The sequence below is a fragment of the Streptomyces sp. T12 genome, assembly GCF_028736035.1.
Lineage (GTDB): Bacteria > Actinomycetota > Actinomycetes > Streptomycetales > Streptomycetaceae > Streptomyces.
Window position 1 is genome coordinate 7,798,532 of sequence record NZ_CP117866.1, and the last position, 16,260, is coordinate 7,814,791.

Consider the following 16,260-nt stretch of genomic DNA (forward strand, 5'->3'; position numbering starts at 1 on the left):
ACTCTATCCCGCCGAACTTGCTTGTGGGGATGGCGAGTTGGGTGAACTGCCGAGGGGGTGACCGGCAGACCTCCACCCACCGGCCACCCCCTGCGACACGGCTACTCCGCTACAGGCAGCCGTGCCCCGTCCCGCAGGAACAGCGGGATGCGGTCCAGCGGGGCGTCGACCGTCACGGTCGTACCGCCCTCGTACGTCTCCCCGGTCCACGCGTCCGTCCAGCGCGCCCCCGCCGGGAGGTACGCCGTCCGGGCCGTCGCGCCCGCCGTCAGCACCGGGGCGACGAGCAGGTCGTGGCCGAAGAGGTAGGCGTCGTCGACCGACCAGGCCGCCTGGTCCTCGGGGAACTCCAGGAACAGCGGGCGCATCACCGGCAGGCCCTCCTCATGGGCCTCGCGCATGACATCGAGGACGTACGGCTTCAGGCGCTCGCGCAGTCGCAGGTACCGCTCCAGGATCGCGCCGGCCTCCTCGCCGTACGACCACACCTCGTTCGGTCCGCCGGTCATCTGCGGGCCGAGCGGCATGCCCGGGTCGCGGAAGCCGTGCAGGCGCATCAGCGGGGACAGCGCGCCGAACTGGAACCAGCGGACCATGACTTCGCGGTACGCCGGGTCGTCCGGGTCGCCGCCGTGGAAGCCGCCGATGTCGGTGTTCCACCAGGGGATGCCGGACAGCGCGGTGTTGAGGCCGGCCGCGATCTGGCGGCGCAGGGTCGGGAAGTCGGTGCCGATGTCGCCGGACCACAGGGCGGCGCCGTAGCGCTGGCTGCCCGCCCAGGCCGAGCGGTTGAGGGTGACGATCTCCTCCTCGCCGCTCGCGCGCAGGCCCTCGTAGAAGGTGCGGGCGTTCTCGGCCGGGTAGATGTTGCCGACCTCCAGGCCCGGACCCGTCCAGTAGCGCAGGTTCTCCTGGAAGCCCGGCTTCAGCTCCGGCTCGCAGGCGTCCAGCCAGAAGGCCGTGATGCCGTACTGGTCGAGGTAGTTCTGCTTGACCTTGGACCACACGAACGCGCGCGCGTCGGGGTTGGTGGCGTCGTAGAAGGCCACCTGGACCGTCGACGCCACCTCCTTGTCGGGCCAGTCGGCGTGTGCCATCGGGCCGTACTGGGTGCCGATGAAGTAGCCGCGCTGCTCCATGACCGGGTGGTTCTCGGAGAGGGGGGAGACCGAGGGCCAGACGCTGACCACCAGCTTGATGCCGAGCTCGTCCAGCTCGCGCACCATCGCCGCCGGGTCCGGCCACTCCTTGGGGTCGAACTTCCACTCACCCAGGTGGGTCCAGTGGAAGAAGTCGCAGACGATGACGTCGATGGGCAGGCCGCGCCGCTTGTACTCCCGCGCGACGGAGAGGAGTTCGTCCTGCGTGCGATAGCGCAGCTTGCACTGCCAGAAGCCCGCCGCCCACTCGGGCAGCATCGGCGTACGGCCCGTCACCGCGCTGTAGCGGCGCTGACCGTCGGCCGGGTGGCCCGCGGTGATCCAGTAGTCGATCTGGCGGGCGGAGTCGGCGACCCACCGGGTGCCGTTGTGCGCGAGCTCCACGCGCCCGATCGCCGGGTTGTTCCACAGCAGGGTGTAGCCGCGGCTGGAGGACAGGACCGGGATGCCGACCTCGGCGTTGCGCTGGACCAGGTCCAGGACCAGGCCCTTCTGGTCGAACCGGCCGTGCTGGTGCTGGCCGAGGCCGTACAGCTTCTCGTCGTCGTACGCGGCGAAGCGCTGCTCCAGGCGGTGGTAGCCGTTGCCCACGGCGGTGTAGAGGCGCGGTCCCGGCCACCAGAAGTGGGCGCGCTCCTCGGCGAGCACCTCCGTGCCGTCCTCGGTGCGCAGGAAGCGGATCAGGCCCTCGGCGTCGACCTCGACGGTCAGCGCGCCGACGGTCAGCACCCCCAGCCCGTCCTCGATCTTGACCGTCGACTCGGTCGCCGGGGCGGACTCCAGGAGCGCGCCCGGCAGTCCGTCGAGGACCGGGCCGCCGAGCCGGGCACGCACCCGGACCGCGTCCGGCCCCCACGGCTCGACGCGCAGGGTCTCCTGGCGGCCGCTCCACTCCAGCGCACCGTCCCGCTCACGGAACGTGCCGACGGTCGGGGACGACTGCGCGAGGCTGACCGTGCCCGGCTGGGGCTGGTTTTCGGCAGACTGCTGTGTCTTCCCGGGGGACGACCCCCGGACCCCCGGCACGGACGCAGGTCCGCCGGGATGACCGGCGCGAACATTGCGAGGCAAACCTGAGTGATTCACGGGGGCGCTCCTGAAGAGGGCAGCGGGGACGACATGGGGGTGCCCCCAAGGGGCACGGTGCGTGGGCTTGGCAGAGGGTGTCAGTGGGCGGCGGACGGCGCCGGGCCCGTGCTCGCCCGGTCCGTCAACTCGGGTGCGATCAGCACGACTTCGTCGCTCCCGCGCCCCTCGAGCTTGGCGACCAGCTGCTGCACGGCATGCCGGCCCATCTCCTGCGCGGGGATGGAGACGGACGTCAGCCGCACCGAGGCCTGGGTGGCGACCTGGTCGGGGCAGATGCCGACCACCGACACGTCCTCGGGCACGGCGCGGCCCTGCTGGCGCAGCAGGGCGAGCAGTGGCTCGACAGCCGATTCGTTCTGCACGACGAACCCGGTGGTGCTCGGGCGCTCGTCGAGGATGCGGGCGAGGGTGACGGCCATCGCGTCGTACCCGCCCTCACAGGGCCGGTGCAGCAGCCGCATCCCCAGCTCCTGGGAACGCAGCCGGAGTCCGTCCAGCGTGCGCTCGGCGAAACCGGTGTGCCGCTCGTAGACGGCCGGGGCCTCGCCTATGACAGCGATGTCCCGGTGCCCCAGCATCGCCAGATGCTCCACACACAGCGCGCCGGTCGCCTTGAAGTCGAGGTCCACGCAGGTCAGCCCGGAGGTGTCGGCCGGCAGACCGATCAGCACGGACGGCTGGTCGGTGCCGCGCAGCAGCGGCAGCCGCTCGTCGTCCAGCTGGACGTCCATCAGGATCATCGCGTCGGCCAGCCCGCTGCCGGTGACCCGGCGCACGGCGTCGGGGCCCTCCTCGCCGGTCAGCAGCAGCACGTCGTATCCGTACGTCCGGGCCGTGGTGGCCACCGCGATGGCGATCTCCATCATCACCGGCACGTACATGTCGGTGCGCAGCGGGATCATCAGCGCGATGATGTTCGACTTGCTGCTGGCCAGGGCGCGGGCGCCCGCGTTCGGGTGGTAGCCGAGTTCGCGGATGCTCTGCTCGACCCGATGCCGGGTGGTCGTGGAGATGGACCGCTTGCCACTGAGGACATAGCTCACCGTGCTCGCCGAGACTCCGGCGTGCTGGGCGACCTCGGCGAGGGTGACCATCCAGCTCTCCAAGCTTTGTGAAGCGCTTCGACAGTGCGCGGTACGTACAGGGGCGGGTGTGAGGGTGGTTCGACACTAGCTCTGGCGCGCGTGGGTGTCCATAGGTTGTCGAAGCGCTTCGACAGCTTTTCTCATACGAGGGTGTCGGCGCCGTGGGGGCAACCTCCCGGCGGTCGGCGGCCACTGAGAAGGCGTACCCGCACCGTCCCCCGGAAGGACCCCCGATGCAACACCGCCGCCCCCGCCTGTCCAAGAAGGCGAAGACCCTCGTCTCAGCCGCGATCGCCCTCGCGGCCGCCGCCGGTGTCACCGTCGCCCAGGCGGACGAGTCCGGCAAGAAGTGCACGGCCTTCGACACGATCACGCTCGGCAAGTACTACGTGAACAACAACCTCTGGAACGAGGGCAAGTACACCGGCACCCAATGCGTCTGGGACAACTCCCAGTCGGGCTCGACGATCTCCTGGGGCACCGACTACAGCCTGGCCAACAGCAGCACCGGCAAGGACTACGACGTGAAGTCGTACGCGTCCGCCGTCCTCGGCTGGCACTGGGGCTGGAAGGTCGACAAGGCGACCACCGGCCTGCCTGTCCGCGTCGGCGACCGCAAGCCGGTGCGGACGAGCTGGGAGTTCTCGGTCAGCTCCAACCCCGGCACCATGAACGTCGCCTACGACCTGTGGCTGCACACCAAGAACACCGCGGACTGGCAGGACCAGCCCACCGACGAGATCATGGTCTGGCTCAACCGCCAGGGCGGCGCAGGCCCGCTGGGCACCAAGTACGGCAGCGTCAGCCTGGGCGGCGCGATGTGGGACATCTACGAGGGCGACATCGGCTGGAAGGTCCACTCGTTCGTCCGCCGCACCAACACCACCAAGGCCACGCTCAACCTGGACGACTTCACCCAGGCACTCGTCCGGCGCAATCTGCTCGGCAACGACAAGTACGTCTCCGGCATCGAGGCCGGCACCGAGGTCTTCAAGGGCACGGGCCGCCTGGACACGAAGGCGTATTCCGTCAACATCGGCTGAACGGCTGCACGCAGGGTGGTGGGGTCGCCCGGAATCGGGTACATACGATCGAGTAGCACCCGTCGGTAACCAAACGGCCCAAGATCCCGATTCGCGGCGAGGTGAGCCTCATGTCCGCAGTACCCGCCAAACCCACTGTCAGTGAGCGTGAGGCCCGCCAGGTGGCGGAGGCTGCCCGGCAGCAGGAATGGCGCAAGCCCAGCTTCGCCAAGGAACTGTTCCTCGGCCGCTTCCGCCTCGACCTCATCCACCCCCACCCGATGCCCACCGACGAGGCCGCCCAGCGCGGCGAGGAGTTCCTCGCCAAACTGCGCGACTTCGTCGAGACGAAGGTCGACGGCGCCCTCATCGAGCGCGAGTCCCGCATCCCCGACGACGTGATCGACGGGCTCAAGGAACTCGGCGCCTTCGGCATGAAGATCGACACCAAGTACGGCGGGCTCGGCCTCGGCCAGGTCTACTACAACAAGGCCCTCACCCTGGCCGGCTCCGCGTCCGCGGCGATCGGCGTCCTGCTCTCCGCCCATCAGTCGATCGGCGTACCGCAGCCGCTGAAGTTGTTCGGCACCCCGGAGCAGAAGGAGCGGTTCCTGCCGCGCTGCGCCCGCACCGACATCAGCGCCTTCCTGCTGACCGAGCCCGACGTGGGTTCCGACCCGGCCCGCCTCGCCGCCTCCGCCGTACCGGACGGCGACGACTACGTCCTCGACGGGGTCAAGCTGTGGACGACCAACGGCGTGGTCGCCGACCTCCTCGTCGTCATGGCACGGGTGCCGAAGTCCGAGGGCCACAAGGGAGGCATCACGGCCTTCGTCGTGGAGACCAACTCACCCGGCATCACCGTCGAGAACCGCAACGCCTTCATGGGCCTGCGCGGCATCGAGAACGGCGTCACCCGCTTCCACCAGGTCCGCGTCCCCGCCGCCAACCGCATCGGCCCCGAGGGCGCCGGCCTGAAGATCGCGCTCACCACGCTGAACACCGGACGGCTGTCCCTGCCCGCGTCCTGCGTCGCCGCCGGCAAGTGGTGCCTGAAGATCGCCCGCGAGTGGTCCGCGGCCCGCGAGCAGTGGGGCAAGCCGCTCGCCCACCACGAGGCCGTCGGCTCGAAGATCTCCTTCATCGCCGCCACCACCTTCGCCCTGGAGGCCGTCACCGACCTCGCCTCGCAGATGGCCGACGAGGACCGCAACGACATCCGCATCGAAGGCGCCCTCGCCAAGCTCTACGCCTCCGAGATGGGCTGGCTCATCGCCGACGAGCTCGTCCAGATCCGCGGTGGCCGAGGCTTCGAGACGGCCGAGTCGCTGCGGGCCCGCGGCGAGCGCGCGGTCCCCGCCGAGCAGGTCCTGCGCGACCTGCGCATCAACCGCATCTTCGAGGGCTCGACGGAGATCATGCACCTCCTCATCGCCCGCGAGGCCGTCGACGCCCACCTGTCGGTCGCCGGTGACCTCATCGACCCCGACAAGTCCCTCCAGGACAAGGCGAAGGCGGGCGCGAACGCCGGTGTCTTCTACGCCAAGTGGCTGCCGAAGCTGGTCGCCGGCCAGGGGCAACTGCCGTACTCGTACGGCGAGTTCAAACACAGCGTCGACCTCTCCACACATCTGCGCTACGTCGAACGCACGTCCCGCAAGCTCGCCCGCTCCACCTTTTACGGCATGTCCCGCTGGCAGGGCCGCATGGAGACCAAGCAGGGCTTCCTGGGCCGCGTCGTCGACATCGGCGCCGAGCTGTTCGCCATGAGCGCGGCCTGTGTCCGCGCCGAGCACCTGCGCGGCCAGGGCGAGCACGGCCGTGAGGCCTACCAGCTCGCCGACGCCTTCTGCCACCAGGCCCGCCTGCGCGTGGAGGAGCTCTTCGGCCGTCTGTGGTCCAACACCGACGACCTCGACCGCAAGGTCGTCAAGGGCGTGATGTCGGGCACGTACGAGTGGCTGGAGAGCGGCATCGTCGACCCGTCGGACGACGGCGCCCCGTGGATCGCCGACGCGACACCGGGCCCGAGCGAGCGGGAGAACGTGCACCGCCCGATCAGGTGACGGACACCCCGAGGGGTCACTGCCCGCAGTGACCCCTCACCATCCTGTTACCCGCCGAGGGGGACGCCCTGTCCTTCCCGACAGCCGTTGCGGCCACAATGGGGGGATGAGCGACAGTCCAGCCCCCCTCGCCGACCCTCACCTCGTCTACGACCCGGTGGCGGGCGACGGCCCCAAGGACGTGGTGATCCTCGGCTCCACCGGCTCGATCGGCACCCAGGCCATCGACCTCGTGCTGCGCAACCCCGACCGGTTCCGGGTCACCGCCCTGTCCGCCAACGGCGGCCGGGTCGCCCTCCTCGCCGAGCAGGCGTACCGGCTGAGGGCGCGGACCGTCGCGGTCGCCCGCGAGGACGTCGTACCGGCCCTGCGGGAAGCTCTGGCGGCCCAGTACGGCACGGGGGAGCCGCTCCCCGAGATCCTGGCCGGCCCGGACGCGGCCACGCAGGTCGCCGCCTCCGACTGCCACACCGTCCTCAACGGCATCACCGGCTCCATCGGCCTCGCGCCCACCCTCGCCGCCCTGGAGGCGGGCCGCACCCTCGCGCTCGCCAACAAGGAGTCCCTCATCGTCGGCGGGCCGCTGGTCAAGGCGCTCGCCAAGCCCGGCCAGATCATCCCGGTCGACTCCGAGCACGCCGCCCTGTTCCAGGCGCTGGCGTCCGGCACGCGCGCGGACGTACGCAAGCTCGTCGTCACGGCGTCCGGCGGCCCCTTCCGCGGCCGCACGAAGGCCGAGCTGGCGAACGTGACGGTCGAGGACGCCCTCGCCCACCCCACCTGGGCCATGGGCCCGGTCATCACGATCAACTCCGCGACCCTGGTCAACAAGGGCCTGGAGGTCATCGAGGCGCACCTGCTCTACGACATTTCCTTCGACCGCATTGAGGTGGTCGTGCATCCCCAGTCGTATGTTCACTCGATGGTTGAGTTCACCGACGGATCCACGATCGCCCAGGCGACGCCCCCCGACATGCGCGGGCCGATCGCCATCGGCCTCGGCTGGCCGGAGCGCGTCCCCGACGCCGCGCCCACGTTCGACTGGAGCAAGGCGTCGACCTGGGAGTTCTTCCCGCTCGACAACGACGCGTTCCCGTCGGTCAACCTGGCGCGCCACGTGGGCGAGCTCGCGGGCACGGCACCCGCGGTGTTCAATGCGGCCAACGAGGAGTGCGTGGAGGCCTTCCGGGCCGGCGCGCTGCCGTTCAACGGGATCATGGAGACCGTGACGCGGGTGGTGGCGGAACACGGCACCCCGCCCGCGGGAACTTCACTCACCGTCGCGGACGTCCTCGAAGCGGAGAGCTGGGCCCGCAGGCGGGCACAGGAACTGGCGGCACACACGGCGGAGGCCTGTGCATGACGACCCTGATGTTCATCCTCGGCATAGTGCTGTTCGCGGTCGGGCTGCTCTTCTCGATCGCCTGGCACGAGCTGGGCCACCTGTCCACGGCCAAGCTGTTCGGCATCCGCGTGCCGCAGTACATGGTCGGCTTCGGCCCGACCCTCTGGTCGCGGAGGAAGGGCGACACCGAGTACGGCGTCAAGGCGATCCCGTTCGGCGGCTACATCCGCATGATCGGTATGTTCCCGCCGGGCCCCGACGGCCGCCTCGAAGCCCGCTCGACCTCACCCTGGCGCGGCATGATCGAGGACGCCCGCTCGGCCGCGTTCGAGGAGCTCAAGCCGGGTGACGAGACCCGCCTCTTCTACACGCGCAAGCCGTGGAAGCGGGTCATCGTGATGTTCGCGGGCCCCTTCATGAACCTCGTCCTCGCGGTGGCCCTGTTCCTCACCGTGCTGATGGCCTTCGGCATCCAGCAGCAGACCACCACCGTCAGCTCGGTCTCCCCGTGCGTCATCGACCAGAAGGAGAAGCGCGAGGAGTGCAAGGCGTCCGACGACAAGTCCCCGGCCGCGGCCGCGGGCATGAAGGCCGGCGACAAGATCGTCTCCTTCGGCGGGGTACGGACCGAGGACTGGAACACCCTCTCCGACCTCATCCGGGACAGTGCCGGCGAGGACGTCCCGATCGTCGTCGACCGCAAGGGTGAGCAACTGACCCTGCACGCGAAGATCGCCACCAACTGGGTCGTGAGGAAGGACGCCAGCGGGGCGTACGTCGAGGGCAAGTACGTCCAGGCGGGCTTCCTCGGCTTCAGCGCCGCCACGGGCGTGGTCAAACAGGACTTCGGCGACTCCGTGACCTGGATGGGCGACCGGGTCGGCGACGCCGTCGACTCCCTCGTCGCCCTGCCCTCCAAGATCCCCGCACTGTGGGACGCGGCCTTCGGCGACGGCCCGCGCGAGCCGGACTCCCCGATGGGCATCGTCGGCGCGGCAAGGGTCAGCGGCGAGATCGCCACCCTCGACATCCCGGCCTCACAGCAGCTGGCCACCTTCGTCTTCCTGCTGGCCGGCTTCAACCTCTCCCTGTTCCTGTTCAACATGCTCCCGCTGCTGCCGCTCGACGGCGGCCATATCGCGGGCGCCCTGTGGGAGTCGCTGCGCCGCAACACGGCGAAGGTGCTGCGCCGGCCGGACCCGGGTCCGTTCGATGTGGCGAAGCTGATGCCGGTGGCGTACGTGGTCGCCTCGATCTTCATCTGCTTCACGCTGCTGGTGCTGGTCGCGGACGTGGTTAACCCGGTCAGAATCTCCTAGTCATACGGAGTTCGCGGCGGCCCGGGATCGTATGTCCCGGGCCGCCTTCCATTGGGTGGGTTTACGGGCCGTGATGTGCTGGGGTGAGGCCCCGTGCCGTAATCTCGAAGCCTGGAGCCCGCTGCGTACGGGAACCGGACCTTGATCCACGACTTGGGGTTGCACAGCAGATGACTGCGATTTCTCTCGGCATGCCGTCCGTTCCGACCAAGCTCGCCGAGCGCCGGAAGAGCAGGCAGATCCAGGTCGGGACGGTAGCGGTGGGCGGCGACGCCCCTGTCTCGGTCCAGTCCATGACGACGACCCGTACGTCCGACATCGGCGCCACCCTCCAGCAGATCGCCGAGCTCACGGCCTCCGGCTGCCAGATCGTGCGCGTGGCCTGCCCGACGCAGGACGACGCCGACGCCCTCTCGACCATCGCCCGCAAGTCCCAGATCCCGGTGATCGCGGACATCCACTTCCAGCCGAAGTACGTCTTCGCGGCGATCGAGGCGGGCTGCGCCGCGGTCCGCGTGAACCCCGGCAACATCAAGCAGTTCGACGACAAGGTCAAGGAGATCGCGCGGGCCGCCAAGGACCACGGCACCCCGATCCGCATCGGCGTCAACGCCGGCTCGCTCGACCGGCGCCTGCTGCAGAAGTACGGCAAGGCGACGCCCGAGGCCCTGGTCGAATCGGCGCTCTGGGAGGCGTCCCTCTTCGAGGAGCACGACTTCCGGGACATCAAGATCTCGGTCAAGCACAACGACCCGGTCGTGATGATCGAGGCGTACCGCCAGCTCGCGGCCCAGTCCGACTACCCCCTCCACCTCGGTGTGACGGAGGCGGGCCCGGCCTTCCAGGGCACGATCAAGAGCGCGGTGGCGTTCGGAGCCCTCCTCTCCCAGGGCATCGGCGACACGATCCGCGTCTCCCTGAGCGCACCCCCCGCCGAGGAAGTGAAGGTCGGCCTCCAGATCCTGGAGTCCCTCAACCTCAAGCAGCGCGGCCTGGAGATCGTCTCCTGCCCGTCCTGCGGCCGCGCCCAGGTCGACGTCTACAAGCTGGCCGAGGAGGTCACGGCGGGCCTGACCGGCATGGAGGTCCCGCTGCGGGTGGCCGTCATGGGCTGCGTCGTGAACGGCCCCGGCGAGGCTCGCGAGGCCGACCTCGGCGTCGCCTCCGGCAACGGCAAGGGCCAGATCTTCGTCAAGGGCGAGGTCATCAAGACCGTCCCCGAGTCCAAGATCGTCGAGACCCTCATCGAGGAGGCCATGAAGCTGGCCGAACAGATGGAGGCGGACGGCGTGGCAAGCGGCGAGCCGTCGATTTCGGTGGCGGGCTGACCGGACGCTTCCTGGACGCCGCCAGGAGCACCAGTCCCGCCCGGCGTCCGTCCCCTCGGTCCCTCTTGGCGCCGGCCCGCATCATCCAGCCCGTCCGGCGGTCGAGGACGAGGCCCGTTCTGGGCCGAAGCGGGGGTCTGGGGGGGCGCAGGCCCCCAGGGGCGGTGCGTCGGCCTACGGTCAGTGCAAACGTGCGGCGACTTCCACAGGGCGGCACGGCAAAGCTTCCGCAGGTACAGTGCGGGGATCAGCAGAACCCCAGCGTGAGGCCCCGTACGTGTTGACCCAGACCACCTCACGGGTGCTCGAACCGAGCGACCTGGACGCCGCGCTCGCCGTCCTCGACCGCGAGCCGGTCGCGAACGCCTTCGTGACGTCCCGCGTCCAGATCGCCGGCCTCGACCCGTGGCGCCTCGGCGGCGAGATGTGGGGCTGGTACGAGGGCGGCATGCTGACGTCCCTGTGCTACGCGGGCGCCAACCTCGTCCCGATCTGCGCCACCCCGCGAGCCGTCCGGGCCTTCGCCGACCGCGCCCGCCGCGCGGGCCGCCGCTGCTCCTCCATCGTCGGCCCCGCCGAATCGACCGCCCAGCTGTGGCGCCTGCTGGAGCCCAGCTGGGGCCCGGCCCGCGACGTCCGCGGCCACCAGCCCCTCATGGTCACCGACCGCATGCCGACCGACATCACCCCGGATCCGTACGTCCGCCGCATCCGCAAGGACGAGATGGAGACGATCATGCCGGCGTGCGTGGCGATGTTCACCGAGGAGGTCGGTGTCTCACCGCTGGCTGGCGACGGCGGCCTGCTCTACCAGGCCCGGGTCGCGGAACTCGTCGGCTCCGGCCGCTCCTTCGCCCGCCTCGACCACCACGGCAAGGTCGTCTTCAAGGCCGAGATCGGCGCCGCCACCGACCGCGCCTGCCAGATCCAGGGCGTCTGGGTGGCCCCCGAGTACCGGGGCCAGGGCCTGGCAGCCCCCGGGATGGCGGCGGTCCTGCGCTACGCCCTGGCGGACGTGGCCCCGGTGGTGAGCCTGTACGTGAACGACTTCAACACGGCGGCGAGAAGGACGTATCAGAGGGTCGGCTTCCAAGAGGTCGGCGCGTTCATGAGCGTCCTGTTCTAAAGGGCGCTTCCCTTTCGAGGGGCAGCCGGGCAACTCCGCAAGGCGCGGGGCCGTTTCGATATCCGGCCCCGCCGCGTGGGCGCTCGCAACCACAGACGAGCCGCACCCGGAACACGGCGCGAACCCACCTGTAGGCTCCCCACATGCGCCTTCCCGGTCACGGCCACCGCCGCCACGCCGACGACATCGTGATCGGCCCGCTGGATCTGTCGGCCCGTGTGGACGAGGCCCTGGCCGTCCAAGCCGTAGCCTTCGGCCTGGGCCCGGACGAAGTAGCCGTACGCCGCCAGATCGTGCTGCGTCACATGACCTACCCGGGAGCAAGAGCCCTCGGCGCGACCACGGCGGAGCGCCTCGTCGGATTCGTCTACGGCATGCCCAACGACCGCAACCACTGGTGGTCCACCATCGTGGAGCCGTACCTCCGGGCCCAGGGCTACGACGACTGGCTCGACAACTCCTTCGTCATCACGGAACTCCACGTCCACCCCCGCTACCAGAACCGCGGCGTGGGCCGCTCCCTGATCACCACGATCACGGACGACGCCACCGAACCCCGCTCGATCCTGTCGGCGATCGACGTCGAAAGCCCGGCCCGCGGCCTCTACCGCTCCCTCGGCTACCAGGACCTCGCCCGCCAGGTCCTCTTCCCCAGCGCCCCCAAGCCGTACGCCGTGATGGGCGCCCCTCTCCCGCTCCGCCGCCGTTAACCGATTTCCACCGTCCCGTACCGCCCGGCTAACCTCCTGCCATAAACCTCCTCCACACTCGGCCGCGCTCGAGCGGGGGACCCCCATCCAGCAGGAGTACGAGAACGATGGCGAACGCACCGGTCCAGCGCATGTCCCAGTTGATGGCGAAGACGCTGCGCGACGACCCGGCGGACGCCGAGGTCCTCAGCCACAAGCTGCTCGTCCGGGCCGGCTACGTCCGCCGCACGGCGGCCGGCATCTGGTCCTGGCTGCCCCTCGGCAAGCGGGTCCTCGCCAACGTGGAGCGCATCGTCCGCGAGGAGATGGACGCGATCGGCGCCCAGGAAGTGCTGCTCCCCGCGCTGCTGCCGCGTGAGCCGTACGACGCGACCAGCCGCTGGGACGAGTACGGCCAGGAGCTCTTCCGGCTCAAGGACCGCAAGGGCGGCGACTACCTGCTCGGCCCCACCCACGAGGAGATCTTCACCCTGCTGGTGAAGGACCAGGCGTCCTCCTACAAGGACCTGCCGGTCATCCTCTACCAGATCCAGCACAAGTACCGTGACGAGGCCCGCCCGCGGGCCGGCATCCTGCGCGGCCGCGAGTTCCTGATGAAGGACTCCTACTCCTTCGACACCGAGGACGAGGGCCTCGCGAAGTCCTACGCCCTGCACCGCGAGGCGTACCAGAAGATCTTCGCGCGCCTCGGCCTCGACTACCGCATCTGCGCCGCCACCGCCGGCGCGATGGGCGGCTCCAAGTCGGAGGAGTTCCTCGCCCCGGCCGGCGCCGGCGAGGACACCTTCGCGGACTGCCCCAACTGTGACTTCGCGGCGAACACCGAGGCGATCTCGTACGAGCTGAAGCCGGTGGACGCCGACGGCGTGGCCGCGCTCGAGGAGATCCCCACCCCGGACACCCCGACCATCGAGACCCTCGCCGCCCACCTCGGCGTCCCCGCCTCCGCCACCCTCAAGAACCTCCTGGTGAAGGTCGACGGCGAGATCGTGGCGGTCGGCGTCCCCGGCGACCGCGAGGTCGACATGGGCAAGGTCGAGGCCCACTTCGCCCCGGCCGTCGTCGAGATGGTCACCGAGGCGGACTTCGCGGGCCGCCCCGACCTGGTCCGCGGCTACGTCGGCCCGCAGGGCCTGGGCGAGAAGGTCAAGTACATCGCCGACCCGCGCGTGGCCCCCGGCACCTCCTGGATCACCGGCGCCAACAAGGACGCCACGCACGCCAAGAACGTCGTCGCCGGCCGTGACTTCGAGGTCGGCGAGTACGTCGACGTCGTGGTCGTCCAGGAGGGCGACCCCTGCCCGAAGTGCGGCACCGGCCTCAAGCTGGACCGCGCCATCGAGATCGGCCACATCTTCCAGCTGGGCCGCAAGTACGCCGACGCCCTCAAGCTCGACGTCCTCGGCCAGAACGGCAAGCCGGTCCGCGTGACCATGGGCTCCTACGGCGTCGGCGTCTCCCGCGCGGTCGCGGCCCTCGCCGAGCAGACCGCCGACGACAAGGGCCTGTGCTGGCCGGCCGAGGTCGCCCCGGCCGACGTCCACGTGGTCGCCGCGGGCAAGGCCCTGCAGACCGAACTCGCCCTCGACGTCTCCGAGAAGCTGTCCGCGGCCGGCCTGCGCGTCCTGTGCGACGACCGGGCGGGTGTCTCGCCGGGCGTGAAGTTCACCGACTCGGAGCTGATCGGCGTACCGCAGATCCTGGTGGCCGGGCGGCGCGCGGCCGAGGGCGTCGTCGAGCTCAAGGACCGCAGGACCGGTGAGCGCGAGGAGCTGACGGTGGACGAGGCGATCGCCCGGCTGACCGCGTAAAGGAACCCTTCAGAAAGGTCTCCGCGGGGCCAAAGACGCCTCACAGGTTTCTCTCAGACCGTTCCCCGACCGTAGGACGTGACAGAGCGTCACTACGGAGGGGAACGGTCTTGCGTACCAGGGAACGGGGGGCCGCGGCAGCGGTCCGCAGAGGAGCACGACGCACGGCGGCGGCCACGGCGGCGATCACGCTCGCGGCGGCTGCCGGGGTGTTCGCCCTGATCGGCACGATGCAGGCGGACGCGGGCACGGCGGCGAGCGGCAGCACGGGGACGAGCAGCTCCACCTCCTCGGGCAACTCGGCCTCCGACAGCACCTCGTCGAGCGGTTCGGACGGTTCGAGCAGCGACTCCTCGCTGCAGTCATCGTCGGACAGCCTCACGTCCTCCGGCACCGGCACCGGCTCCGGCTCCGCCGACTCCACCTCGGGGGCGTCGTGATGCGCACAGCCCCGCGCACCCCCCCCCCCCCCGCACGACCGCCGCCGCAGACTGGCGTGCCCTCGGCACGAGCGTCCGGCTCGTCGTCACCGACCCGGCACTGCTGGACTCCTGCAACCTGCTCCTGGCCCGGCACCTGGCCGAGGTCGACGCCGCCTGCAGCCGCTTCCGCACGGACTCGGAACTCGCCGCCCTCGACGCCGCGGCGGGCCGCCCGGTCCGGGTCAGCCCCCCCTGCTTGCCGAGGCCCTGGCGGTCGCCCTGCGCGCGGCCGAGGCGACGGACGGCGCCGTCGACCCGACGGTCGGCTCGGCGATGGCAGCGCTCGGCTACGACCGCGACTTCACCCTGGTCCGCGAGGACGACCGGCCGGTACGGCTGACGGTGCGGCGGGCTCCCGGCCGGCGTCAGGTGCGGCTGGACCGGGAGACGGGCACGGTCGCCGTCCCGGCCGGCGTCCGCCTGGACCTGGGCGCCACCGCCAAGGCCTGGGCGGCCGACAAGGCGGCCGCGATGCTCGCCGAAGCGGCCGGCTGCGGGGTGCTCGTGAGCCTGGGCGGCGACACGGCCGTCGCGGGCGAACCCCCGGCGGGCGGCTGGCAGATCCGCGTCCAGGACGTCACGGGTCCGGTCGACGAGACGCCCACCCAAGGGCCGTACGCCACCGTGGGCCTGCACAGCGGAGGCCGCGCGGCGACCCCGACGGCCTCCTTCGCGCAGTCGCCGAGTCCGGCCTCACCGGCCGCGGGGGAGCGGCGTTCCCGGTGTACCGCAAGCTGCTGTCGGTGGCCGAGGCGGGCCGGCGCACGGGCCGCACGCCGGTCGTCGTGGCCAATGGCGCCGAGGGCGAACCCGCGAGCCGCAAGGACAGGACCCTGCTGCGCCAGTCACCCCATCTCGTCCTGGACGGCCTGCAGCTGGCCGCCGTCGCGGTCGGCGCGGGGGAGGCCCACCTGGCCGTTGGGGACGGTGCGTCCTACCTGGAACCGGCCCTGGCCCAGCGGCACGGCGACCCGGTGCCCGTCCGGGTCGTACGGCTCCCCGAACGGTTCCTGTCCGGCGAGTCCTCGGCCCTCGCCCGGTACGTCTCGGCAGGCGCCGCCCTGCCCACGTACCAGAGCCCACCGGTCCGTGAACGCGGCGTCCACCGGGCCCCGACCCTGGTCCAGAACGTCGAGACCCTCTCCCACCTCTCCCACCTCGCCCTGATCGCCCGCTACGGCGCCGACTGGTTCCGCTCCGCCGGCACCCCGGCCCAGCCGGGCAGCGTGCTGTGCACGGTGCATGTGCCGGGATGCGAACCCCGGGTCGTGGAGGCCCCGTTCGGCCTGCCGCTGCACCGTCTGCTTCCCCTCGACGGCATGTCGGCCGTCCTGCTGGGCGGCTACCACGGCACCTGGGTCCCGGCCGCCGAGGCACCCCAACTCACCCTGGACTCGGCCTACTTGGGCGTGGGAGTCCTCGCCGCCCTCCCCGCCGACCGCTGCGGCCTCGCCGAAACCGCCCGCGTCCTGCGCTACCTGGCCCTCCAGTCGGCCGGCCAGTGCGGCCCCTGCCTCAACGGCCTACCGCGCATCGCCGCCGCCTTCGCCACCCTGGCCGCCCCCGGCCCCCAGGGCAGCACCCGCGCCGACGTAGCCCGCTGGGCCGGCTTGGTCGAGGGCCGCGGCGCCTGCCACCACCCCGACGGCACGGTCCGCCTGGTCCGCAGCGCCCTGACCACCTTCAGCGACGAACTCGACGCCCACGCAAGCGGCTT

11 protein-coding genes and 2 pseudogenes are annotated in these 16,260 nt (G+C 70.9%); 11 read left to right on the top strand and 2 right to left on the bottom strand.

The genetic code is table 11. The features are described 5' to 3' along the window. Positions 1–101: 101 nt before the first annotated feature. Both PBV52_RS35145 and PBV52_RS35150 read right to left on the bottom strand, forming a co-directional pair. Positions 102–2,186, bottom strand: coding sequence for a glycoside hydrolase family 31 protein (locus PBV52_RS35145; protein WP_274243902.1), 2,085 nt, complete (start codon positions 2,184–2,186; stop codon positions 102–104). Positions 2,187–2,326: 140 nt separating this feature from the next. Continuing rightward, on the bottom strand, positions 2,327–3,343 hold the full coding sequence (locus tag PBV52_RS35150) for a LacI family DNA-binding transcriptional regulator (RefSeq protein ID WP_274243903.1): 1,017 nt from the start codon (positions 3,341–3,343) through the stop codon (positions 2,327–2,329). A 224-nt stretch (positions 3,344–3,567) separates the two neighbouring features. On the opposite strand from PBV52_RS35150, the gene PBV52_RS35155 reads away from it, so the two are divergent. The 11 genes and pseudogenes from PBV52_RS35155 to PBV52_RS35205 form a co-directional block, all read left to right on the top strand. Continuing rightward, positions 3,568–4,377: an endo-1,4-beta-glucanase gene (locus tag PBV52_RS35155; protein ID WP_274243905.1), complete on the top strand. Its 810-nt coding sequence runs from the start codon at positions 3,568–3,570 to the stop codon at positions 4,375–4,377. A 110-nt stretch (positions 4,378–4,487) separates the two neighbouring features. Beyond that, the gene (locus PBV52_RS35160; RefSeq protein ID WP_274243907.1) at positions 4,488–6,422 is read left to right on the top strand and encodes an acyl-CoA dehydrogenase family protein; all 1,935 of its coding nucleotides are present in this window, start codon (positions 4,488–4,490) and stop codon (positions 6,420–6,422) included. 106 nt (positions 6,423–6,528) lie between these two features. Next, complete coding sequence (gene dxr, locus PBV52_RS35165; RefSeq protein ID WP_274243910.1) at positions 6,529–7,785, top strand: 1-deoxy-D-xylulose-5-phosphate reductoisomerase; 1,257 nt, start codon at positions 6,529–6,531, stop codon at positions 7,783–7,785. Between the two features lie 8 nt (positions 7,786–7,793). After that, positions 7,794–9,086, top strand: a complete 1,293-nt coding sequence (locus tag PBV52_RS35170) for an RIP metalloprotease (RefSeq protein ID WP_274249786.1) — start codon at positions 7,794–7,796, stop codon at positions 9,084–9,086. A 170-nt stretch (positions 9,087–9,256) separates the two neighbouring features. Continuing rightward, positions 9,257–10,414 (top strand): flavodoxin-dependent (E)-4-hydroxy-3-methylbut-2-enyl-diphosphate synthase, encoded by a 1,158-nt coding sequence (ispG, locus tag PBV52_RS35175; protein ID WP_274243911.1) that lies wholly within the window; start codon positions 9,257–9,259, stop codon positions 10,412–10,414. Positions 10,415–10,691: 277 nt separating this feature from the next. Then, positions 10,692–11,540: a GNAT family N-acetyltransferase gene (locus PBV52_RS35180; protein WP_274243914.1), complete on the top strand. Its 849-nt coding sequence runs from the start codon at positions 10,692–10,694 to the stop codon at positions 11,538–11,540. Between the two features lie 143 nt (positions 11,541–11,683). Continuing rightward, positions 11,684–12,250: a GNAT family N-acetyltransferase gene (locus PBV52_RS35185; protein ID WP_274243916.1), complete on the top strand. Its 567-nt coding sequence runs from the start codon at positions 11,684–11,686 to the stop codon at positions 12,248–12,250. Positions 12,251–12,357: 107 nt separating this feature from the next. Then, on the top strand, positions 12,358–14,061 hold the full coding sequence (locus tag PBV52_RS35190; RefSeq protein ID WP_274243918.1) for a proline--tRNA ligase: 1,704 nt from the start codon (positions 12,358–12,360) through the stop codon (positions 14,059–14,061). 110 nt (positions 14,062–14,171) lie between these two features. Continuing rightward, entirely contained in the window at positions 14,172–14,501 is a 330-nt protein-coding gene (locus tag PBV52_RS35195; protein ID WP_274243920.1) for a hypothetical protein, read from the top strand. 261 nt (positions 14,502–14,762) lie between these two features. Then, positions 14,763–15,083 (top strand): annotated as a pseudogene (locus PBV52_RS35200) (FAD:protein FMN transferase); the annotation flags it as partial. 14 nt (positions 15,084–15,097) lie between these two features. Beyond that, positions 15,098–16,237: pseudogene (locus tag PBV52_RS35205) on the top strand (NADH-ubiquinone oxidoreductase-F iron-sulfur binding region domain-containing protein); the annotation flags it as partial. Positions 16,238–16,260: the final 23 nt, after the last annotated feature.